Source organism: Streptomyces sp. NBC_01334 (assembly GCF_035983595.1).
Lineage (GTDB): Bacteria > Actinomycetota > Actinomycetes > Streptomycetales > Streptomycetaceae > Streptomyces > Streptomyces coriariae.
The window spans coordinates 8410225-8430993 of the sequence record NZ_CP130718.1; the positions used below are offsets into that span (position 1 = coordinate 8410225).

Consider the following 20769-nt stretch of genomic DNA (forward strand, 5'->3'; position numbering starts at 1 on the left):
GAACCCGGCCGCGCAGGTCGGTGATGCCCTCGCGGCAGGGCGTCACACCAAGTCAGGTGCACTCTCCTGGGCGGGATCCTTGGATGCCGGGTGATCCGGGGCGGCGGCACGCAGCGCCTCTTCGACCCGGCGGTTGCTGGTCATGGATGCCGTGACGGCCGTCATCGCCAGGAGGAGGCCGGCGGCGGCGTAGAGCGGGGTGCGGATGTCGTAGGCGGTGGCCAGCCAGCCGCCGAGGAAGGCCCCGACAGGGGCGGCGCACATGGCCAGCATGCGGGAGGTGGAGGCGACCCGGCCCATGAGACGGGCGGGGACGATCGCCTGTCGGAGGGAAGGCGCGAGCACCATCGTGGCGCCCATTCCGGCCCCGCAGACGGCCAGCGCCAGCCCGGCGACGTACGGGTTCGGGGCAGCGGCCAGGCCCAGGACGGCAAGCCCTTCGACGGCGGCTGTGCAGGTCAGTGCGGTGCCGGTGCCGAGTCGTCGGCCGAGGTAGGAGGCGATGCCCGCGCCGAGCAGGCCGCCGGTGGCCTCCGCGGTGAGGAGCAGGCCGAAGCCGTAGGTGTCGATGCCCAGGCGCTCGTGCGCGAAGAGGGCGAGGACGGTCTCCACAGCGAGGAAGGAGACGTTCCCGACCGCCGGGCGGAGCGCCAGCCCGAGCAGCACCCGGTCCCGGAAGACGTACGAGGCCCCCGCCCGCGCCTGCCGAAGCAGCGACTCGCGGACCTCCGGCACCGGCCGGGGCATGGCGGGCAGCGCACGGACGAGCAGCGCGGAGAACAGGAACGACACCGCGTCGGCGAGCAGCGGAACCGCCCGCCCGAGCGCGAGCAGCGCACTGCCCGCAGGCGGCCCCGCGAAACCGGACATGGCGGTCTGGGCGCCGCGCAGGCGGGAGTTGGCGCGCTCCAGGAGCGCGGGGTCGCGGCGGAGCAGATCCGGCAGGTAGGCCGTGGCGGCCGTGTCGAAGAACAGCCCGCCGAGGCCGAGCAGGAAGGCCACGGCCGCGAGCAGCGCGATGCTCAGCACGTCGAGCACGGCCGCCGCCGCGGGTATCACGAGCAGCACCGCACGCGCCGCGTCCGCGACCCACATCGTGCGCCGACGGTCCCAGCGATCCACCAGCGCACCGCCGAGCACCCCGAAGAGCAGCCACGGCAGCGTCCCGGCGGCCGTGACGACGGCGAGCGCCATCGGATCCCGCGTCAACGTCAACGCGATCAGCGGCAGCGCGGCATGCGACACCCCGTCACCGAGCGAGGAGATGGTCTGCGCGGTCCACAGCCGTCCGAACCCGGTCGGCAACTTCCGTATGCCCGAGGTCACTCGGCGCCCCCCTCGGCCTGCTCGCCCCGTGCCGGGTGGAACAGTGCGAAGACGAGTGACGCGTCCGGCAGCGACGGATCGGACAGCTCCCGGTACTCGTCCGCCAGTGCCTGCAGCCGCGCCCCCAGCTCCGCGAACTGCTCCTCGGTGAGCCGCAGATGCGCCATCCGTACGTGCCGCTCGCCGTCCGCCGGGGACGCCTCCAGGTCCGCCACCGCATGGCGCATCAGCACATCCGGCCCTCCTTCGCCAGGGTCCGGCAGCGCGATCGCCCGCGCGGCCATCGCGTAGTACCGCTCGGTGACCCCCCGCACCTTCCGTGTCCGCACCACCTTCACCAGGCCGGCCCGCTCCAGCAGCCGCACGTGATAGCTGGAACTCCCCTTCGCAAGACCCATCCGCTCGGCGATCTGCGTGATCGTCGCCGGCTCGAAGCGGAGCACGGCCATGATCCGGTGGCGCGTGAGACTGGAGACGGCGCGCAGCTGCTCGTCCGTGGTGACGTGAAACGTCTCGGGAAGATCGTCGGTAGGCATGCGAGCAATGGTCAACGATTCTTGACCATTGCGCAAGGGGATTCGCGCGAACCTCGAGAAGCTGCTTTCCGGCGCGCGAGACCTTCTGCCGATGCCCCCCACCCGCTGCCGATCCGGGGAGCTGTCGGGCGGCTCGGACCGAGATCGATCTCGGCGGCACTCTCTGTGCCTCAACCACTCACACCCGGAGCCGCGTCGGCGGCAGGTACTCCCGCACATACGTCCGATGCCAGTACGCGCCCGTCTCCCGCAGTTCCCGCCATGTGGTGCAGCGGTAGCGGAAGAGGCGGGCGCGGATGTGGCGCGGGGGCTCGTCGGGCGGGAACGGGGAGTGGCGCAGCAGCCTGAGCGTGTCGCGGTCGTTCTCCAGCAGCCGTTCCACCAGGGCGGCGAACCACGCCCCGGCATAGGCGGGGGAGAGCGCCGCGAACCACATCATCCAGTCCAGCCGCAGATGGTACGGCGCGAACTGGCGCGGCCAGTGCCGGGGATCGCCGGGCTTGCCCTTGAACTCGTACTCCCGCCAGTCGGAGCCCTCGCGCGGCACGTCGTCGAGCGTGCCCTCGATCACCACCTCGTAGCGGATCCGGCTCACGCTGCCGAACGCGCCGTAGGTGTTGACCAGGTGCAGCGGGTCGAAGGAGCGGTTCATCACCTGGCGGCGGGAGAGCATGTTGACCACCGGGCGGTAGCCGAGGAACAGCAGCAGCGCGGACACGGCGAGGACCACGACCTCGTACCAGAGCGGGGTGGCGGGCTCCGACGGGTGGCCGACGGGCAGTTCGAGCGCGGACACCGCCAGGACGACGGTGATCCAGTTCAGCCAGGCGAAGTTGCCCGACAGCATCAGCCACAGCTGGGTCAGGATCATCAGGCAGCCGGCCGCCGTCGCGATCGGCTGCGGGGCGAACAACAGGAACGGCACCACGAGTTGGGTGAAGTGGTTGGCCGCCGCCTCCACGCGGTGCAGCGGTTTCGGCAGATGGTGGAAGAACCAGCTCAGGGGGCCGGGCATCGGCTGGGTCTCGTGATGGTGGTAGAGACACGTCAGCTTCCGCCAGCACGCGTCGCCCCGCATCTTGATCAGGCCCGCGCCGAACTCGACCCGGAACAGGATCCAGCGCATCAGGAAGAGCACGAGGACCGGCGGGGCCACCTCGTCGTTGCCGAGGAACACGGCGAGGAAGCCCGTCTCCAGCAGCAGGGACTCCCAGCCGAACCCGTACCAGGTCTGGCCCACGTTGACGATCGAGAGATACAGCGCCCAGGGCACCAGCCACAGTGACATCGCCGCCCAGAGGGGCAGCAGACCGTCCAGGCCGGCGAGCAGGGCCGCCGACACCGCGCAGCCCGTCCAGGCGCAGCCCGCGAACAGGCGGTCGGAGTAGCGCCAGTGGAACAGGCTCGGTGCCTGCCGGAAGGGCACCCGCTCGACGAAGCGGGGCACCGGCAGCATCCCCCGTTCGCCGAGCAGCGCCCGGAACTGGAGGGCGGCCGTCAGGAACGCGACCAGGTAGACACCGGCCAGGGCCCGCTGGAATACCAGGCGGCTCAGCCAGTACTCGGGTGCGGTGAACCAGTCCACGGCCGTGCGCTCCTTCTCTCCGGTCGGACCATGTCACTGTCCGTGTTCGCGCCCTCCGGTTGCGTGACCCTGGCGGGTGAAGCAGACAATAGTGGTCGAATCACCTCCGAGTGAGGTACCGGAACGATGCACGAGACGATGCGGGAGAACGTGGTGCGACTACCCACTGCCACTCTCCTCACCGCCTGCGCGCTCTCGGCGGCGCTCCTCGTCGCCGGACGCGGCGGCGCGGGGGAGAAGATCACGATGCCGGGCGCGGACAGCGTCGTCCCGGCGGCCGAGGGGCGCTTCGCCTCCGGCGACCCCTTCGACGACCCCTCGGCGGCCGACCCGGACTCCGTCGCGTCCCTCGCCGACGCGGGCGCCGACGCCGGTCCCGACGAGGGCCTCGGTTCCGGTCCCGACGAAGACCTCGGCTCCGACCAGGGCCTCGGCTCCGACCTCGACCGCGGTGTCGACCCCGGTGAGATCGGCCCCGAGACCGTCCCGGAAGTCCCCGACCTGCCCGACGGCGGCGGGCTGGTCCCCGACGGGCCCGACGAGTCCGGCGCGCAGGACTCGTCCGGCAGCATCTTCGGCAGCCCCCTCGACGTGGTCATGGGCTGAGCGTGGTCCCGGGCCCCGGTTCCCCGGTCGAAGAATCGGGCGAATCCTGGCAAGGTGGCCCCATGGTTGATCGGGGAGCGAGAGCCCTGTCCCTCCCGGACGACTGGCCCGCCCACCCGGATCCGATCCTGGCGCTCAACCGCATGGGCAGTTTCGACTGGGACCTGGACTCGGGGCAGTTCCACATGGACGCCCGGGCCCACGAGATCTTCGACCTGCGGCCCGACGAGTACGACGGCGACCCCGGGACCCTCGCCGTCCGGGTCCCCCCGGCCGAGGGCATCCGCCTGGACGAACTGGTCGCCCAGGCCATCAAGGACGGCAGCGAGAACTACGGCGCCTACTTCCGTATGCGGTTGCGCGACGGCACCCTGCGCTGGACCCACACCCAGGGCTACATCCGGCGCGACGGGACCGGACGGCCGCGTCGCATCGTGGGCATCGTGCGGGACGCGACCGACGAGCTCAGCGATCTCGCCGCCCGCCGCGACGAGGCCGCCCTCGACGACGCGCGCCGCGAGCAGACCAACGTCGTCCAGCTCACCACGGCGGCCCTGGCGCACGCCCGCACCGTGCACGACGTGATCGACGTCCTCAAGGACACCCACGGCCTCACCCACCTCGGCGCCACCAGCCTCGTCATGGGGCTGGTCGAGGCCGGGCGGATCCGGCTGATCGCCGAGGGGCCGGAGGGCAGCTTCGTGCCGGGCACGCTGGTCACCCGCCTCGACGAGCCCTATCCGATGAGCGAGGTGGTGCGCACCCTCACCCCGCGCTTCATCGAGTCGCCGGAGGAGTTCGCGGGCGGCTACCCCGTGCTGTGGCCGCACCTCACCGACCTGAGGATCACCTCGGCGGCCTATCTGCCGCTCATCGTGCAGGCCCGCCCGATCGGCGCGATGGGCCTGCTCTACAGCGACCGCCGGGGCTTCACGCAGGAGGACCGCAACATACTCGTCGCCCTCGGCAGCAGCATCGCGCAGAGCCTGCAGCGCGCGATGTTCTACGAGCAGGAGAAGGACATCGCGCAGGGCCTCCAGCAGGCCATGCTGCCGCGCACCATCCCCAGCGTGCCGGGCGCCGACGTCGCCGTCCGCTACCGCGCCGCCACCATCGGCGGCTCCCTGGGCCGGGACATCGGCGGCGACTGGTACGACCTGATCCCGTTGCCCGGCGGCCGGGTCGGCGCCGTCATCGGCGACGTCCAGGGCCACGACACGCACGCCGCCGCCGTCATGGGCCAGCTGCGCATCGTCCTGAAGGCCTACGCGGCGGAGGGCCACACCCCGGCCACGGTGATGGCCCGTGCCTCGGTCTTCCTGCACGAGCTCGACACCGACCGCTTCGCCACCTGTCTGTACGCGGAGGCCGACCTCTCCACCGGGGTCGTCCAGGTGGTCCGCGCCGGGCACATCGACCCCCTGCTGCGCGGTCTCGACGGGACCTGCCGGCGCGTCCCGGTACCCGGCGGTCTGCCGCTCGGCCTGTCCGCCGAGTTCGGCAGCCTCGATTACCCGGTGGGCACCGTGGAGCTCGACCCCGGCCACACCCTGCTGCTGTGCACCGACGGGCTGGTCGAGCAGCCCGGCGCGGACCTCGACGACGGCATGCGGGCCCTCGCCGCGCTGATCGCCGCGGGCCCCGCGGACGTCCGGAAACTGGCCGACCAGCTCATCGAGGTCGCCGAGGAGCGCGGCGGGGACGACGACGTGGCCCTGCTCCTGCTGCGCCGGCGCGGTCCCGACGGCCCCCAGGCCGGCAGCCGGCTCCAGCAGCATGTGGCCCCCGGTGACCCGGAGGCCCTCAGCGAGGCCCGGCACATGATCCGCGCGGCCGTCCGCACCTGGGGCGCCCGGGACCGCTCCGACGAGATCGAACTGGTCGCCGACGAACTGATCACCAACGCGCTCATGCACACCGAGGGCGCCGCGATCGTCACCCTGCGGGTGCTCACCGGCACCGAACACCGGCTGCGTGTCGAGGTGGAGGACTCCTCCAGCGCCCTCCCGCGCCGCCGTGAGGCGGGCGAGTCGGGGGTCTCGGGGCGGGGCCTGCTGCTGGTGGACCTGCTCACCGACGCATGGGGCGTGGAGGCGCGGGGCGGCGGCAAGTGCGTGTGGTGCGAGTTCGTGGTGGCGGAACGGACCTGAGCGCTCGGGTTCCGGATGGCACTCTGGACGTATGCCGGAACTCCCCGAGGTCGAAGCGCTCAAGGACTTCCTGGCCGAACATCTCGTCGGCCACGAGATCGTCCGTGTGCTGCCCGTCGCGATCAGCGTGCTGAAGACGTACGACCCGCCCGTCACCGCCGTCGAGGGTCGCGAGGTCACCGCCGTGCACCGGCACGGCAAGTTCCTCGACCTGGCGACCGGTGACGGCCCGCACCTCGTCACGCACCTCGCCCGCGCGGGCTGGCTGCACTGGAAGGACAAGCTCCCGGACGGTTTGCCCCGCCCCGGCAAGGGCCCTTTGGCCCTGCGGGTCGCGCTGGAGACGGGGGCGGGCTTCGACCTGACGGAGGCCGGCACCCAGAAGCGGCTCGCGGTGTACGTCGTCCCCGATCCGCAGCAGGTCCCCGGCATCGCCCGGCTCGGCCCCGACCCGCTCGCCGCCGCCTTCGACGAGGCCCGCTTCGCCGCGCTCCTCGCCGGTGAGCGACGCCAGTTGAAGGGCGCCCTGCGTGACCAGAGCCTGATCGCGGGCGTCGGCAACGCCTACAGCGACGAGATCCTGCACGTGGCGAGGATGTCCCCGTTCAAGCTGGCGGCCACCCTGACGCCGGAGGAGACCCACACCCTCTACGAGGCCCTGCGCAGCACGCTCACGGAGGCGGTCGAGCGCTCACGGGGCCTGGCGGCGGGACGTCTGAAGGCCGAGAAGAAGAGCGGTCTGCGTGTCCACGGCCGCACCGGCGAACCCTGCCCGGTCTGCGGCGACACCGTCCGAGAGGTGTCCTTCAGCGACTCCTCGCTCCAGTACTGCCCCACCTGCCAGACGGGCGGCAAACCGCTGGCGGACCGGAGGATGTCCCGGCTGCTGAAGTAGCCCCGACGGCCGGTCGGCAGTCCCGTCGGCCGGCCGGCCTGTCGACACCGGCCCGGACCGTACCGTCCCGCCGAGACCCGCGTCGACACCGAAGTGACCTGAACTCACTCCGTGTCGGCGTCAGTGGGCCTCGAGCGTCACCAGGTGCTCCCCGGCCGACGTGCGCAGCTCGTAGCGGGCGATCTCGTCGGGGTGCCAGGCAGCGGCGCCCTGCATGGTGTTGGGGCGGGCGTCGTGCTTGGGGACGTTCCAGCTGGTGACCGTCTGCTCGGAGCCGTCGAGGCCGATGGCGATCAGCCGGCAGGAGCGGGGGCCCGCCCCGTCCTTGACCTCGAGCTCCACGTGGCTGCCCCACGCCTCGTTCTCGGTGGTGACCTGCGCCCACACCCCGGACTTCTCGTCCGTCGCGGTGACCCGTACGGCGCTCTCGCCCTCGCCGCTCGCGCTGCCCGCCATCATCGCGATCACGGGGCCGGCCAGGGCGACCACCACCGAGGCGGCCACGGCGTACAGCACCCGCCGGCGCACGGCCCGGTGGCGGACCGCCACCTCGGCGAGCAGCCGGTCCAGCAGCTGCGGGCCGGGTCCGGCGAAGGGGTGCACGGCGCGCGGGGTGGCGCGCCGGTAGAGCATCATCTGCCGTGCGGTGGGGCCGAACTCGGTGACCTGCGCCGCACACTGAGGACACTCCATGAGGTGGTCCTCGAAGCGGAAGGCTTCCGCTTCGTCCAGCACGCCGAGCGCGTACGCGCCGACGTCGCGATGCCTTTCCAGGGACCTCATGCCGAAACCTCGTGCCTTTGAGTGCCAGTGGGGTTACTCCTTGCTCCCACCGGTACGCACCCGGCCGCCGAATCACTCAAGCCACGTACCGAATCGTGACCCAGATGTTCGGAGCGGTCCGGCCCGCGGATTGGTGCGAATCTAAAAAAGATGAATCGCCAGGTGGCCGAGGGGCAGTCCGAGCTGCCAGGCGGGTGTCCAGACCTTGGGTCCCTCGTCCTCGCCGACCACCGGCGCACCGCCGGGAACCGCGTTGAGATCGGGAGCGAGCAGCTCCGTCTCCTCCAGCCAGCGCCAGGCGGCGGCCGCCAGGTCGAGATCGGGAGCCGGTCCGTCCGACTTGGCTGCCTCGGCCTTCACTTGAGACATACGTTCGTCGACCCAGTCCTGCCACGGCTGGTCGTACGCCGTGAGCGAAAGCCACGTCTCCAGCTGAGTGACGACCCGGATGCCGGGCAGTTCGCCGTCGGTGTCGGACAGGAAGATGGTGAGCGCCAGGGCGTCGCGCCCGGCGCGGAACTCGAAGGACGTCGGCGGCATGAGATCGCCGGTCCGCAGCAGTTCGTCGGCGATGTACTCGGCATACAACCAGGCCATGGGGACGGCGAGTTCACCGCCGCCGGTGCCGTCCGTGCTCTGGTGACCTCTGTGCAGCATCCCTTCCTGCCTTCCTCCGGTGCTTGCGCTCGCCCGTTGCCGGGACGCTGGGGACCCGGTCACCGGGCTCCATCCGGAACACGGATAAGGACACCCGATTACTCAAAGGGGGTCCTCGGCAAGGCGCTTTACGGAGGCTTGACCCAGTCGTGGGTTTCAGCGCAGGTCGGCCGCGTATCCCGGAAGCACCCGGCGCAGGGCGCGCAGCGCGTAGTACGCGCGGGACTTCACGGTACCGGGCGGAATTCCGAGGGCTTCGGCGGCCTCCGCCACACTGGCCCCGTGGAAATACACCAGCACCAGGACTTCACGGTGCTCCGGAGTGAGTGTCTTCACAGCCTCGCGCACGTCGAGGGTGGCGGCCGCCCGCTCGGCGTGGTCGGCGCAGACGGGTGACGCGTTCTCCAGCACCGCGTCACCGACCTCCGCGGGTCGCGCCTGCCGGGCCCGCCGCGCGTCGATCGCGAGCCGTCGGCCGACGGTGAGCAGCCAGGGGCGTACGGAGTCGAAGGTGTCGGCGCGCAGGGCCTCGGGATGCTGCCAGGCGCGTACCAGGGTCTCCTGGACGAGGTCCTCGGCGCGCTGACGGTCGCCGTCGCACAGCCTCAGCAGCAGCGCGAAGAGCGGCCGGCCGTGCTCGCGCTGGAGTGCGGCGAGCTCGTGCTCGGCGGTCGTCGTCCGGGCGGTGAGGGTGGTTCCGGCGGTCATGGGCGTATGGCACCGCAGTGCGCCGGTTCGGGACAGGGCACGCACACGGATCTGCGGCGGACGGTCGATCGCGTCGACGAACGGTTCGACGAACGGTCCGGGCTACGCCGATCGCGGGCATCGCTCCTGGACGAAGGGAGTGCCTGGGCGGACCACCGTCCCTCATGGATTAGTACTGACACATGGGTAAATATGACAATTCATGGGAAGTGGGGTGAACCGGTGATCGCCCGCAGACACCAGGTGGCCCTGGCCCTGACGGCCCTCCTCGCCTCGGCCGCCGCCTGCCAGGCCAGAGACCACGGGCCGACCGAGCGGCCCGGCCGCCCGGCGCCGGCCGCCGCCCGCGGCTTCACGCTCGTCGCCTCCGGCGACATCCTGCCGCACACCACCGTCATCGACCGCGCCGGCTTCGACGCCGGAGGCACCGGCTACGACTTCCGCCCGATGCTCGCGGGCATCAAACCCGTCGTCTCCGGCGCCGATCTGGCGCTGTGTCACATGGAGACCGTGTACGGCGCGAACGGCGTCTACACCGGCTACCCGGACTTCAAGTCCCCGCCGGAGATCGCCGGGGCCCTGGCCGCCACCGGCTACGACGGCTGCTCCACCGCCTCCAACCACAGCCTCGACGACGGCGCCCCCGGCGTACAACGCACCCTCGACGCACTCGACGCCGCCGGCGTACGGCACGCGGGCACCGCCCGCACCGAGGCCGAGGGCAACTCGGTCACGCTGCTGCGCGCGGGCCCGGCGAAAGTCGCCCACCTCGCCTACACCTACGACACCAACGGTCACCCCGTCCCGCAGGGACAGCCCTGGACCGTCAACCTCCTCGACGAGAACCGGATCCTCGCCGACGCCAAGGCCGCCCGGAAGGCGGGCGCGGACGTGGTCGTCGTCTCCGTGCACTGGGGCACCGAATGGCAGGACGCGCCGGACGACCGCCAGCTCACGCTGGCCCGCACCCTCACCGCCTCCCGCACGGGCGGCCGTCCCGACATCGACCTGATCCTCGGGACGCACGCCCACGTCCCGCAGGCCTACGAGAAGGTCAACGGCACCTGGGTCGTCTACGGCATGGGCGACCAGATCGCGGGCGAGATGTTCAACCACCAGGGAGTCCAGGACGCGCGCGGCAACCAGTCCACCGTCGCCCGTTTCACCTTCGCCCCGCCCGCCGGGCCGGGCGGTCGCTGGGAGGTGCGCAAGGCCGAGTTCGTGCCGCAGCTGTTCGACATCGACGCCGGCCGGGTGGTCGACCTCAACAAGGCCCTCGCCCAGGGCGCGGGCGTCGAAGGGGTACGCGACCGGATCGGAGCGGTCGTCCTCGGCCGAGGTGCGGCGAAGGACGGGCTGGTGATGGGGAAGTGAGCCGCCCGTAGGCCCTCACGGGGTGGCCGGGGGCTACGGCACGACCGTCACCGGCCACCGCCCCGCCTTCACCAGCCGCACCGCGACGGACCCCACGATCCGGTGGCCGGCCTGTTCGGAGGCACCCACCACCACCGCGTCCGCCTTGAGCCGGTCCGCCGCCTTCACCAGGCCGCCGTAGGGGTCGCCGCGGAAGGTGTGGAACTCCCAGCGCACGTCGAATATCCCCCGGGTGCGCTCGGTGGCCTCCCGGATCTGCGCGACCAGGTCCTCGGCGATCTCGTCGGTCGTCTCCGCGACCGGCACCCCGAGCGCCGCGCCCGCCGCCAGCACCGGCTGCACGTACACCACGGCCAGCAGGGCGTGCTGGCGACGGGCCAGGCCGCCGGCGTAGGCCGCGGCCCGTAGGGAGGAGTCGGAGCCGTCCACCCCGACGAGGATGACCTTGGGTCCGTCCGTGCCCCGCTCGAACTGGTGCGCGGGCTGCTGCGAGTGCTGTTCCGTCACGGCCCAGAGGCTATCGGAAGCCGCAGGTCCGGCCGGTGCGCGGGCCGCTCGACGGGCGGTACGGGCCGGGTGTTCCTAGAGTCGGAGCATGAGTGCCACCGTGCGGACCGCCACGGCCGCGGACACCCCGGGCCCGGCACGGCGGCCCGCCGGCCGCGCCCTCGGCCGGGTGCCCGAAGGCTTCGCGACCTTCTTCGGCGCCCTCGGGCTGCTCTGTGTCCTGCTGGCCCTGATCCCGCCGCTGCGCCGCCTGCTGCGCCCGGTCGTCCGCTTCCTGGACCTGCTGATCGTCCCGGTCAGCGCCAACCTCGCCTACGCCGTCTTCCTCTTCCTGCTGGCCGCCGCCACCGCCGCCCGCAAGAAGGTCGCCTGGTGGCTGGTCGTCGTCTACCTCGGCCTGCTCGTCCTCACCGACATCCTCGGCGTGGCCGTCGGCCTGTACGGGCAGTCCGTCCCGTCCCTGGTGGTGTGCGCGCTCGCACTGATCCTCCTAGTCGTCGCCCGCGGCGAGTTCTACGCCGCCTCCCGCCGCGGGGCGGTCCGGCGGGCGCTCGCCGTGCTGCTCGTCGGGCTGGTCCTGGCGATCCTCGCGGGCTGGGGCCTGGTGGAACTGTTCCCCGGCACCCTGCCGGCGAGTCAGCGCTTCGGATGGGCCGCCAACCGGGTCCTGGGCGGCCTGGTCTCCACCCGCTCCTTCGACGGCCGCCCGCCCCGCCCCCTCTTCTTCCTCCTCGGCCTCTTCGGCGCCGTCGCCCTGCTGAACGCCGCCGCCACCCTCTTCCGCTCCCAGCGGATGGAAGCGGCCCTGCACGGCGACGAGGAAGCCCGCATCCGGGCCCTGCTCAGGGCATACGGCGACCAGGACTCCCTGGGCTACTTCGCCACCCGGCGCGACAAGGCCGTCGTCTTCTCACCCAGCGGCAAGGCCGCCGTCACCTACCGCGTCGAGGCCGGTGTCTGCCTCGCCAGCGGCGACCCCGTCGGCGACCGCGAGGCCTGGCCGCACGCGATCGCCGCCTGGCTGGACGCCGCCCGCCTGCACGCCTGGGCGCCCGCGGTCATGGGCGCCTCGGAGGACGGCGCGAAGGCCTTCGCCCGCGCCGGACTCGGCGCCCTGCAACTCGGCGACGAGGCGATCCTGCCGGTCGCCTCCTTCGACCTCGGCGGCCGCGAGATGCGGGTCACCCGGCAGGCCGTGAACCGGGTGCGCCGCACGGGCGCCTCCTGCCGGGTCCGCCGCCACTCCACCCTGACCGACCAGGAGATGGAGGAGGTGCTCGGCCGGGCCGACGCCTGGCGCGACACCGAGACCGAACGCGGCTTCTCCATGGCCCTGGACCGGCTCGGCGACCCCGCCGACGGCGACTGCCTCCTCGTCGAGGCCCTGGACGACGACGGCCGCCTCCTCGCCCTGCTCTCCTTCGTCCCCTGGGGCCGCGACGGCATCTCCCTGGATCTCATGCGCCGCGACCGATCCGCCCCCAACGGCGTCATGGAGTTCATGGTCGCCGACCTGTGCGCCGCCGCCCCGAAGCTCGGCGTGCGCCGGATCTCCCTCAACTTCGCCGTCTTCCGCTCGGCCTTCGAGGAGGGCGCCCGCATCGGCGCCGGACCGGTGCTGCGGCTGTGGCGCAGGCTGCTGCTGTTCTTCTCCAAGTGGTGGCAACTGGAGGCCCTCTACCGCTCCAACGCCAAGTACCACCCCGAGTGGTACCCCCGCTTCCTCTGCTACGCCGACGCCGGCTCCCTCGCCCGGGTGGGCCTCGCCTCCGGTATCGCCGAGGGCTTCGTCTCCGTGCCCTCGCTGCGCAAGCTCTGGGGCAACCGCAATGCCGGGGGCGGGCCGCGTCCCGCCACCACCGAGGGCCTGCCGCCACTGGCGGCGCTCGGCCTCGACGGAGGGGACGAGGCCGGGGACACCGGTCCGGACGCGGGCCTGCCCGAGCAGGTGCGCGTCCGGCACCGCAAGCTCGACCGGCTGCGCGCCGAGGGCATCGACCCCTACCCGGTCGGCGTCCCGCTCCGCACCCACACCCTCGCCGCGATCCCCAGGGGGGAGACGGTCACCGTCGCCGGCCGGGTCATGCGGGTACGCGACTTCGGCGGCATCGTCTTCGTGACGCTGCGCGACTGGTCGGGCGACCACCAGCTCGCCCTCACCCGCGAGGCACTCGGTTCCTTCAGGTCCGACACCGACCTCGGCGACCACATCGTCGTCACGGGCACGGCCGGGACGAGCGACCGGGGCGAGCCCACCGTCTTCGTCACCTCCTGGCAGCTCACCGCCAAGTGTCTGCGGCCCCTGCCCGACAAGCGCCGCGGCCTCACCGACCCCGAGGCCAGGGTCCGCATGCGCTACCTCGACCTGGTCGCGAGCCCGGCCGCCCGCGATGTCGTCCGCGCCCGCTCGCACGCCGTGCAGGCGCTGCGCCAGGGCCTGTTGGAACGCGGCTACCTCGAGGTCGAGACCCCGATGCTCCAGCAGATCCACGGCGGCGCCAACGCCCGCCCCTTCACCACCCACATCAACGCCTACGACCTCGACCTCTATCTGCGCATCGCCCCCGAGCTGTACCTCAAGCGGCTGTGCGTCGGCGGCCTGGAGAAGGTCTTCGAGATGGGCCGCACCTTCCGCAACGAGGGCGTCTCCTACAAGCACAACCCCGAGTTCACGATGCTGGAGGCCTACCAGGCGTACGCCGACTACGACGTGATGCTCGACCTGGTCCGCGAGCTGATCCAGGGTGCGGCCACGGCCGCCTTCGGCTCGCCGGTCGCCCGCAAGGACGGACGGGAGCACGACATCTCGGGCCGGTGGCCGGTGCGGACGGTCCACGGCGCGATCTCCGAGGCGCTCGGCGAGCAGATCGACGCCGACACCCCGCTGGCCGTCCTGCACCGGCACTGCGACCGGGCCGGAGTCCCGTACGCACCGGACGACGGCCGGGGCGACGTCGTGCTGGAGATGTACGAACGCCTGGTCGAGGAGAGGACCCAACTCCCGACCTTCTACAAGGACTTCCCCACCGACGTCTCCCCGCTCACCCGGCAGCACCGCACCGACCCACGGCTCGCCGAGCGCTGGGACCTCGTCGCCTTCGGCACCGAACTAGGCACCGCCTACTCCGAGTTGACCGACCCGGTCGAGCAACGCCGCCGCCTCACCGAGCAGTCCCTGCTCGCCGCCGGCGGAGATCCCGAGGCGATGGAGCTCGACGAGGACTTCCTCGACGCCCTCGAGTACGCGATGCCCCCGACCGGCGGCCTCGGCATCGGCGTCGACCGCCTGGTCATGTTCCTCACCGGCCTCACGATCCGCGAGACCCTGCCGTTCCCGCTGGTACGACACCGCTGACCCGGCACCCTTCAACTGTTCGGACCGATCGTGACTGCGCCGGGCGGGTGGAATCGTGCCGCCGGTCCGGTGTCGGTGTGGTGGGTCGGGGGCCTGCCGGGCGACTGATGACTGCATGAAGAAGGATCAGTTGTTCACGCGCCGCCGGGCGTTGCTCGCCGGCGCCGCCGCCGTCGGAGCGGTCGGCACGGCCGGAGTGTTCCTGTGGGGCGAGGACGGCAAGCCGGTCCGGGCCGCCGCCCCCGCCGCGGGCGCCCCGGCGCGGAGCCTGCCGCTGAAGCCCTCCGCCTACCGCCTCCAGCCGCTGACCGGCTACGGTCCCCCGCGCACCGCCCCCGGACGCACCCCGGTGCGCCACGAACCGCTGCTGAGGATGACCGGCCGCGGCCGCACCATGGTGCTGACCTTCGACGACGGACCCGACCCCCGCTACACCCCCGGCATCCTCGACACCCTGGCCCACTACGACGTGCGCGCGATGTTCTTCGTGTGCGGGGAGATGGCCGCCGACAACCAGGATCTGCTGGGGCGGATGGCCGACGAGGGCCACGTCGTCGGCAACCACACCTGGTCCCACCCCCTGCTGACCGGCCTCACCCGCCGTCAGATCCGCTCCGAGATGTCCCGCACCAGCGACGTCATCGAGGAGGGCTACGGGGAGCCGCCCCGCTGGTTCCGCGCACCCTACGGCGCCTGGAACCGTGCCGCCTTCCAACTCGGCGCCGAACTGGGCATGGAGCCGCTCGCCTGGACGGTCGACACCCTCGACTGGACCGCCCCCGGCACCGGCACCATCGTCCAACGGGTCGAGAAGGGCGCCGCCCCCGGCGTCGTGGTGCTCTCGCACGACGCCGGGGGCGACCGCTCGCAGAGCGTGCGGGCCCTGCGCAGCTATCTGCCGCAGCTGCTGGACTCCGGCTACCAGATCACCGTCCCGCACCGGCGGTACACCTGACGCGAGCCCCCCGCCCGCCCGGCCGGTGTCCGCTCAGCGGACCTCGGCCAGGCGGGCGAAGGCGACCACGTTCCCGTCGTATCCGTTCGCCTTGGAGAAACCGCCGCCGCAGGTGATGACCCGCAATTCGGGGGAGCCCTTGGAGGCGTAGACGCGGTCGCCGGGGAAGTTGTTCTTCGCGAAGACCTCGATGCCGTAGATCTCGAAGACCGCCGTCTTTCCGTCCCCTCGCGACACCTCGACGCGATTTCCCTTCTTCAGGGCCCCGAGACCGTAGAAGACGGCGGGGCCCAGTTTGTTGTCGACATGGCCGACGACGACCGCGGTCCCCTTTTCACCGGGCGAGACGCCACCGGTGAACCAGCCGGCCAGATTCGGGTCCTCCGGCGGCGGCGCGCCGACCCAGCCGTCCGCGTCCAGGCCGACCGACGTGACCGGCGCGTCCACCCGGATGGCGGGGATCCGGACCCGGTCCGGCACGGCGTACGGCAGCGCTGCCGGGGTCCGGCCGAAGGCGCCGGCGGCGCGGCCGTCCGCAGCCGCCGCCGAGGCGGGCTGCGGCGGGCCGATGTCGAACTCTCCCGACCCGTTCCGGATGAGCGCGAGACCGGTCAGCAGAACAAGCGCTATCACGCCCCATGGGGCGCGCTTCCGCCGCCGCTCCTCTTCTTCCGCCACCTCGGACAGCTCGTACGCAGACATTCGCCATCCCCTTTCGACGCGGCCGTCACCGCGTCCCTTCGCGCATACGAGAACGCTAAGTCCCCGGGCGGGAACCGGCGACGGGGCAGCGGCGAACGGGTGGCCGGACGCCTTTCGGTGAGCCATCCGAGTTGCCGACGGAAGGAATTTTCTGACGGTCCGTGACCTGCGGCAATATCCGATTGTGTGCATTTCGCTCGGCGTGTCCTCTCACCAGGACGGACCATTCCCGAAATGCGGGCGCGTGCACGGCATCTGAGGGTCGTTCCGGGAGGTGCTTTCTCGCCGACATGCCGGGGACGGGCCCCGGGGCGCCTTCCGCGGAGGATCACATGCGCATCACTCGTTTTCTGGCGGCCTCGGTGGTCTCGGCCGCCGCGGTCGCCTCTCTCGGCGTCAGCGCCCCGGTCGCCGTCGCACGCGACGGCATGGGCGCCAACCCGAGCAACATCGTGGCCCTGCCCGCCGTCATCGCCCGCGGGGGCCAGATGACGGTCACCGTCGACGGCTGCCCCGGCGGCGGCACCATGACCTCGGCGGCGTTCCCGCAGACCAACCTGACGCCGATCAACGGCGCCAACCAGACCGCCAAGGGGACGGCGACCATCAACGACAACGCCCGGCCCGGCACCTACGACATCACCGTCAACTGCTCCGGCCGGACCCTGACCCGCCCGGCCGCCTTCACCGTCATCGGCGGTGTCCGCGGCGGTCTCGGCGGCAGCACCACCACCGGCGCCACCCCGACCGACATGGCCATCGGCGGCGGTCTCGTCGCGGCGGCCGTGGTCGGGGGTGGTCTGTTCTGGATGCGTCGCCGCGCCGAGCGCCGCGTCTGAGGCCCGCCCCGAAGGGGATCGCACGTCGCACGTGACGCAGACCTTCGCCCCGGTCCCGCTGGGATCCGGGGCGAAGGCCTGCGCGCCGCGCGGCCGTCGGCGGTGAGCCGTCAGCCGTCAGCTGTCGTCCTCGGCGGCGCGGCGCCGCGAGAAGCAGTACGCGGCACCGACCGAGCCCACGACGAGCGCGGCGCCCAGCCCGATCTCCTCGAGGTCGAACCCGGCCACGGTGCCGCCCTCGCCGGCGTGCACGCCCTGCGGGACCGGATAGGGCACCGTGGGATCGACCGGACGGCCGCCGGCGATCGTCAACTCCTTGACGGCGCTGATGCCGCCGCAGGCGAACGTCACCCGGTACGAGGCGCCCGCCCTGGCGTCCCAGTCGACCGTGACCACAGCGGACGACGACCCCCGGGGGATGACGACCGCGTCGAACACGCCCGAGGAGACCGTCACGGAGCTCCGGCAGCCACTTGCGTTGCGGTCCACCTGGACGGTGACCTGCCCGCCCGCCGCGATCGTCGAGGGCAGCACGCTGTAGCCGTTGGACATGACGTAGTGGTTGTCGTCGTCGCTCGCGACGGCGACCGGTGCGGAGAGGGTCAGGGCGGCGACGCCCAACAGTGCGGCCGAAGCGACGCGTATCGCGTGCATGGTGGATCCTCCGGTCCCCGAGGAGCAGCTGCGGACCTATTTCCGCTTTCGTCATCAATGCACCTCGATGACCGAAACGCTAGGAACATGTGTGCGCTCCCGCGATCGCAGTCGCGCGAATGGGGCAAGCGTGTGGGCCGCTCAGGGGACGCCGCTGCGGCAACCGGGGGACGGCGACGGCGTGGCGGCCGTCTTCTGTCGCCGTCCCCCGGTCGCGGGAGCGTGAGGTGAGCGGACGTCAGCCCTCGATGCCGGGGAACAGGTGGAGGAACGGTTCCGCCGACGCGGTGATGCCCCGGCTGTAGGGCGCGTCGAAGTCCCAGATGAGGAAGAGCAGAAAGGCGATCAGCGCGGAGAACAGCCCGGCCAGCACCAGTTCGCGGGTGGTGCGCCGGATCTGCAGCGCGAAGACCATGCCGATGGTGATCGCGGCCCCGGCCAGCAGCCCGAACCACACCACGCCCGGCATGGTCGCCCCGGTCGACTCGGCCCGGGCGTTGCGTGCCTGGTCCGCGGCGGCCATCTGGTCGATCAGCGGCTGGTAGGCCTGCGCCTGGAAGTCGGACGTCGGCTCGTAGTCGGTGACGTCCACCCGGATCCGCTGGAGGAGTTCGTCGCCTCGCTTCGTCACCTCGCCGTCGTCGGCCATCGACTTCCACTCGGTGGTGACGACGTGTCCGACATAGGCGTTGACATCCTCCCGAATACGGTCACGGGCGTCGGCCGGGTAGACGCGTACCCGCTCCGAGATCTCGTGGAGCGCCTGCGCCTCCGCCTGGACGTGGTCCTGGGCCACACTGCGCGCCTCCCAGACGCCGGCGATGGCCAGGCCCAGGACGATGGCGTACACCACGCCGATCCACATCGTCATGTACTCGATGACGTCCGGGGTCTCGGAGGGGTCCTCGTCCTCGGGCGCCCTGCGGTGCCGTAGGAGGGTGATGACGACCACCACCGCGCAGGCGGCGAGCATCGCGAGGGTCAGAACAAGCCATTCCGGCAAGAGATGCCTCCAGGGTGGGCGCTAACGCGGTCGCAGCGCGGCGACGGCGATCACCGCGGGCACGGTGATGAGCAGGACGTAGGTGACCGGCGACTGGCCGCGCCGGACGGGCCGCTGCCGCGGCGAGGCGTGGTACGCCGGGTAACTCACCGGGGTCACGGACGGGCGTGGCGTGGGCTTGGGCTCGGCGGTCGGTGTCGGTACGGGGACCGGAGCCGGTGGTGGCGGGGGTGCGGGGGCCTGCCGCGGAAGCGGTGCCGCGGGGCGGGGCGGCGCGGGCGCCGGTGGCTTCGGCCGCGGCTTCGGCGCCGGCGGCCTGGGCTCGGGAGGCGGTGGCGGCGGGGGCGTCGGCTTCGGGGTGGGGGTCGGCGTGGGTGTCGGCGTGGGGCTCGGCGTCGGCTCGGGCGGTGGCTTCGGCTTCGGCGGGGTGGGGGTCGGGGTGGGCGTCGGCTTCGGCTTCGGTTCCGGGCACACCGGGGGAGTCGGCCATGAGTGACTCCCCGCGACCGCCACCGCCTCGGTGCCGTCCGGGCCGGTCGAGACGTACGCGCACGCGTCGGCCGCGGCCACCCCGGCCGGGGCGGCCGCGAGGATCCAGGCCGCGGTCACCAGGGCCAGGGTCCTGGTGACGAGCGCGGATCGGGTCGGTTCGGGTCCATGCACGACGGAGATCATGCGGCGTCCCGTACCTGCCCACGCCCACGCCCGGTGGGGATTGCCCCGAACGGGGGAAGTTCACGTCCCCAGGTTTGCCGGGCGGTACGTTCGCGCATCCGGCACGCCGTGCGCCTGTGCGATCCGGGGGTCTGCCGGGGCCGGTGTCACAGGTCCCGGAAAGTTTTTTGTGCCGTGTTTGAACACAACGACCGTCACCATGCGTACTCAGTGCCGTGCGGCGGCGCAGCAGGGCGCTGCAACACCTTGTGACGATCGGGGAGTTGTTGACGATGAAGACCACCTGGCGGAGCGCCTCACTTGCGGCGAGTGCTGTGGCCGTGCTGGCGCTGACGACGGCGTGCGGTTCTGAGAGCGGCACGTCGTCGAGCCAGAACGTCGGGGCCACGGCTCCGGCCGGTGGCATCGCGGGCGTCGGCGTGGGCAGCGGCGTCGGCAGTGGGGTCGGTTCCGGTGCGAGCGCCAGTGCGACCGGAGGGGCCGCCGCGCAGGGCAGCGCGGGCGAGCTGGCCGTCTCCGCGAACGGCGAACTCGGCAAGATCCTCACCGACGGCACCGGCAAGACTCTCTACCGCTTCGACGCGGACACCGCGGAACCCCCGAAGTCGAACTGTGACGGCGACTGCGCGACCGCCTGGCCGCCGGTCTCCGCCGATGACGTCGCCGCAGGCGACGGCATCGACAAGTCGCTGCTGGGCGAGGTCACCCGCACCGACGGCACCAAGCAGCTGACCGTGGCCGGCTGGCCCGCCTACTACTACGCCAAGGACGCCAAGGCCGGTGACACCACCGGTCAGGGCGTGGGCAACAAGTGGTTCGCGCTCACCCCCGAGGGCAAGAAGGCCAAGTCCGGCTCGTCCTCCGCCGAGTCCGGCACCGAGCTGGCCGGGCTGTCCGTCCGCAAGGACGCCAACCTCGGTGAGATCGTCGTCGACAAGAACGGCATGACGGTCTACCGCTTCCTGAAGGACAAGGCCTGGCCCGAGCCGGTGTCGAACTGCAACGGTGCCTGCCTCGAGAAGTGGCCGGCAGTCGCTCCGGTCGCGTTCAACGAGACCGAGGGCATCCAGGAGAAGGGCTACATGAACTTCACCCGGTCCGACGGCACCAAGCAGCAGACGATCAACTGCTCGCCGATCTACACCTTCTCCGGTGACAAGTCGCCCGGCGACATCAACGGCCAGGGCGTGGGCGGTACGTGGTACGCCGTCGCGCCGAACGGAAAGCTGGTCGGAGCGCCGGAGCAGTAGAGATCGCCTCCCCAGGGCCGATCCCGCAGCTGCCCCATCGCGCACGACCGTTGGTCCGCCCCCTCCGCGCCGCACGGAGGGGGCGGACCGTTGTGCTTTCCGTTCCGCCGGCCCCTCGTGCTTGTCCGGCCACCGCTTCCTGTGCGTAGACTTTCGCCGCCCCGCGGAGAGTTCCGGAACCCTCCGGAACTCTCCGGAACGAGCCGGGC

General features: G+C 72.0%; 20 protein-coding genes. 9 read left to right on the forward strand and 11 right to left on the reverse strand.

The features are described 5' to 3' along the window. Nucleotides 1–42: 42 nt before the first annotated feature. The 3 genes from OG736_RS37470 to OG736_RS37480 all read right to left on the reverse strand — a co-directional run bounded on the left by OG736_RS37470 (nucleotide 43) and on the right by OG736_RS37480 (nucleotide 3447). A complete protein-coding gene (locus OG736_RS37470; protein WP_327186377.1) occupies nucleotides 43–1326 on the reverse strand; it encodes an MFS transporter in 1284 nt (427 codons plus the stop codon). Further along, nucleotides 1323–1862, reverse strand: coding sequence for an ArsR/SmtB family transcription factor (locus tag OG736_RS37475; protein ID WP_327186378.1), 540 nt, complete (start codon nucleotides 1860–1862; stop codon nucleotides 1323–1325). The genes OG736_RS37470 and OG736_RS37475 overlap by 4 nt, the downstream gene beginning before the upstream one ends. A 178-nt stretch (nucleotides 1863–2040) precedes the next feature. Then, a complete protein-coding gene (locus OG736_RS37480; RefSeq protein ID WP_327186379.1) occupies nucleotides 2041–3447 on the reverse strand; it encodes a lipase maturation factor family protein in 1407 nt (468 codons plus the stop codon). 126 nt (nucleotides 3448–3573) lie between these two features. On the opposite strand from OG736_RS37480, the gene OG736_RS37485 reads away from it, so the two are divergent. From OG736_RS37485 to OG736_RS37495, 3 genes are all read left to right on the forward strand, one after another. Continuing rightward, nucleotides 3574–4053 carry a hypothetical protein gene (locus OG736_RS37485; RefSeq protein WP_327186380.1) on the forward strand — a complete coding sequence of 160 codons (480 nt, stop codon included), beginning with the start codon at nucleotides 3574–3576 and terminating at the stop codon, nucleotides 4051–4053. Nucleotides 4054–4115: 62 nt separating this feature from the next. Next, on the forward strand, nucleotides 4116–6203 hold the full coding sequence (locus OG736_RS37490) for a SpoIIE family protein phosphatase (protein WP_327186381.1): 2088 nt from the start codon (nucleotides 4116–4118) through the stop codon (nucleotides 6201–6203). 31 nt (nucleotides 6204–6234) lie between these two features. Continuing rightward, complete coding sequence (locus tag OG736_RS37495; protein WP_327186382.1) at nucleotides 6235–7098, forward strand: Fpg/Nei family DNA glycosylase; 864 nt, start codon at nucleotides 6235–6237, stop codon at nucleotides 7096–7098. A 120-nt stretch (nucleotides 7099–7218) separates the two neighbouring features. Here the strand turns inward: OG736_RS37495 and OG736_RS37500 are convergent, their stop codons facing one another. The 3 genes from OG736_RS37500 to OG736_RS37510 all read right to left on the reverse strand — a co-directional run bounded on the left by OG736_RS37500 (nucleotide 7219) and on the right by OG736_RS37510 (nucleotide 9246). After that, nucleotides 7219–7881 (reverse strand): zf-HC2 domain-containing protein, encoded by a 663-nt coding sequence (locus OG736_RS37500; RefSeq protein ID WP_327186383.1) that lies wholly within the window; start codon nucleotides 7879–7881, stop codon nucleotides 7219–7221. Nucleotides 7882–8022: 141 nt separating this feature from the next. Continuing rightward, complete coding sequence (locus OG736_RS37505; protein WP_327186384.1) at nucleotides 8023–8538, reverse strand: hypothetical protein; 516 nt, start codon at nucleotides 8536–8538, stop codon at nucleotides 8023–8025. Nucleotides 8539–8694: 156 nt separating this feature from the next. Then, nucleotides 8695–9246, reverse strand: a complete 552-nt coding sequence (locus OG736_RS37510) for a sigma-70 family RNA polymerase sigma factor (RefSeq protein ID WP_327186385.1) — start codon at nucleotides 9244–9246, stop codon at nucleotides 8695–8697. 222 nt (nucleotides 9247–9468) lie between these two features. On the opposite strand from OG736_RS37510, the gene OG736_RS37515 reads away from it, so the two are divergent. Then, nucleotides 9469–10620, forward strand: coding sequence for a CapA family protein (locus tag OG736_RS37515; RefSeq protein WP_327186386.1), 1152 nt, complete (start codon nucleotides 9469–9471; stop codon nucleotides 10618–10620). 33 nt (nucleotides 10621–10653) lie between these two features. Here the strand turns inward: OG736_RS37515 and OG736_RS37520 are convergent, their stop codons facing one another. After that, entirely contained in the window at nucleotides 10654–11127 is a 474-nt protein-coding gene (locus OG736_RS37520; protein WP_327186387.1) for a universal stress protein, read from the reverse strand. 88 nt (nucleotides 11128–11215) lie between these two features. Between OG736_RS37520 and lysX the strand changes: the two genes are divergently transcribed. Together lysX and OG736_RS37530 are read left to right on the forward strand one after the other, a co-directional pair. Further along, nucleotides 11216–14482: a bifunctional lysylphosphatidylglycerol synthetase/lysine--tRNA ligase LysX gene (lysX, locus tag OG736_RS37525; RefSeq protein ID WP_327186388.1), complete on the forward strand. Its 3267-nt coding sequence runs from the start codon at nucleotides 11216–11218 to the stop codon at nucleotides 14480–14482. Nucleotides 14483–14597: 115 nt separating this feature from the next. Further along, on the forward strand, nucleotides 14598–15437 hold the full coding sequence (locus tag OG736_RS37530) for a polysaccharide deacetylase family protein (protein ID WP_327186389.1): 840 nt from the start codon (nucleotides 14598–14600) through the stop codon (nucleotides 15435–15437). A gap of 33 nt (nucleotides 15438–15470) precedes the next feature. Here OG736_RS37530 and OG736_RS37535 read toward each other — a convergent pair whose 3' ends face one another. Next, nucleotides 15471–16139, reverse strand: coding sequence for a class F sortase (locus OG736_RS37535; RefSeq protein WP_327186390.1), 669 nt, complete (start codon nucleotides 16137–16139; stop codon nucleotides 15471–15473). Between the two features lie 332 nt (nucleotides 16140–16471). On the opposite strand from OG736_RS37535, the gene OG736_RS37540 reads away from it, so the two are divergent. Beyond that, complete coding sequence (locus OG736_RS37540; protein WP_327186391.1) at nucleotides 16472–16978, forward strand: hypothetical protein; 507 nt, start codon at nucleotides 16472–16474, stop codon at nucleotides 16976–16978. A 117-nt stretch (nucleotides 16979–17095) separates the two neighbouring features. Here the strand turns inward: OG736_RS37540 and OG736_RS37545 are convergent, their stop codons facing one another. The 3 genes from OG736_RS37545 to OG736_RS37555 all read right to left on the reverse strand — a co-directional run bounded on the left by OG736_RS37545 (nucleotide 17096) and on the right by OG736_RS37555 (nucleotide 18785). Next, nucleotides 17096–17632: a hypothetical protein gene (locus OG736_RS37545; RefSeq protein ID WP_327186392.1), complete on the reverse strand. Its 537-nt coding sequence runs from the start codon at nucleotides 17630–17632 to the stop codon at nucleotides 17096–17098. Between the two features lie 238 nt (nucleotides 17633–17870). Beyond that, nucleotides 17871–18635: a bestrophin-like domain gene (locus tag OG736_RS37550; RefSeq protein WP_327186393.1), complete on the reverse strand. Its 765-nt coding sequence runs from the start codon at nucleotides 18633–18635 to the stop codon at nucleotides 17871–17873. Nucleotides 18636–18656: 21 nt separating this feature from the next. After that, nucleotides 18657–18785, reverse strand: a complete 129-nt coding sequence (locus tag OG736_RS37555; RefSeq protein WP_020127535.1) for a hypothetical protein — start codon at nucleotides 18783–18785, stop codon at nucleotides 18657–18659. Nucleotides 18786–18807: 22 nt separating this feature from the next. On the opposite strand from OG736_RS37555, the gene OG736_RS37560 reads away from it, so the two are divergent. Both OG736_RS37560 and OG736_RS37565 read left to right on the forward strand, forming a co-directional pair. Beyond that, nucleotides 18808–19131, forward strand: a complete 324-nt coding sequence (locus OG736_RS37560) for a hypothetical protein (protein ID WP_327186394.1) — start codon at nucleotides 18808–18810, stop codon at nucleotides 19129–19131. 451 nt (nucleotides 19132–19582) lie between these two features. Then, entirely contained in the window at nucleotides 19583–20560 is a 978-nt protein-coding gene (locus tag OG736_RS37565; RefSeq protein ID WP_327186395.1) for an SCO0930 family lipoprotein, read from the forward strand. Nucleotides 20561–20769: the final 209 nt, after the last annotated feature.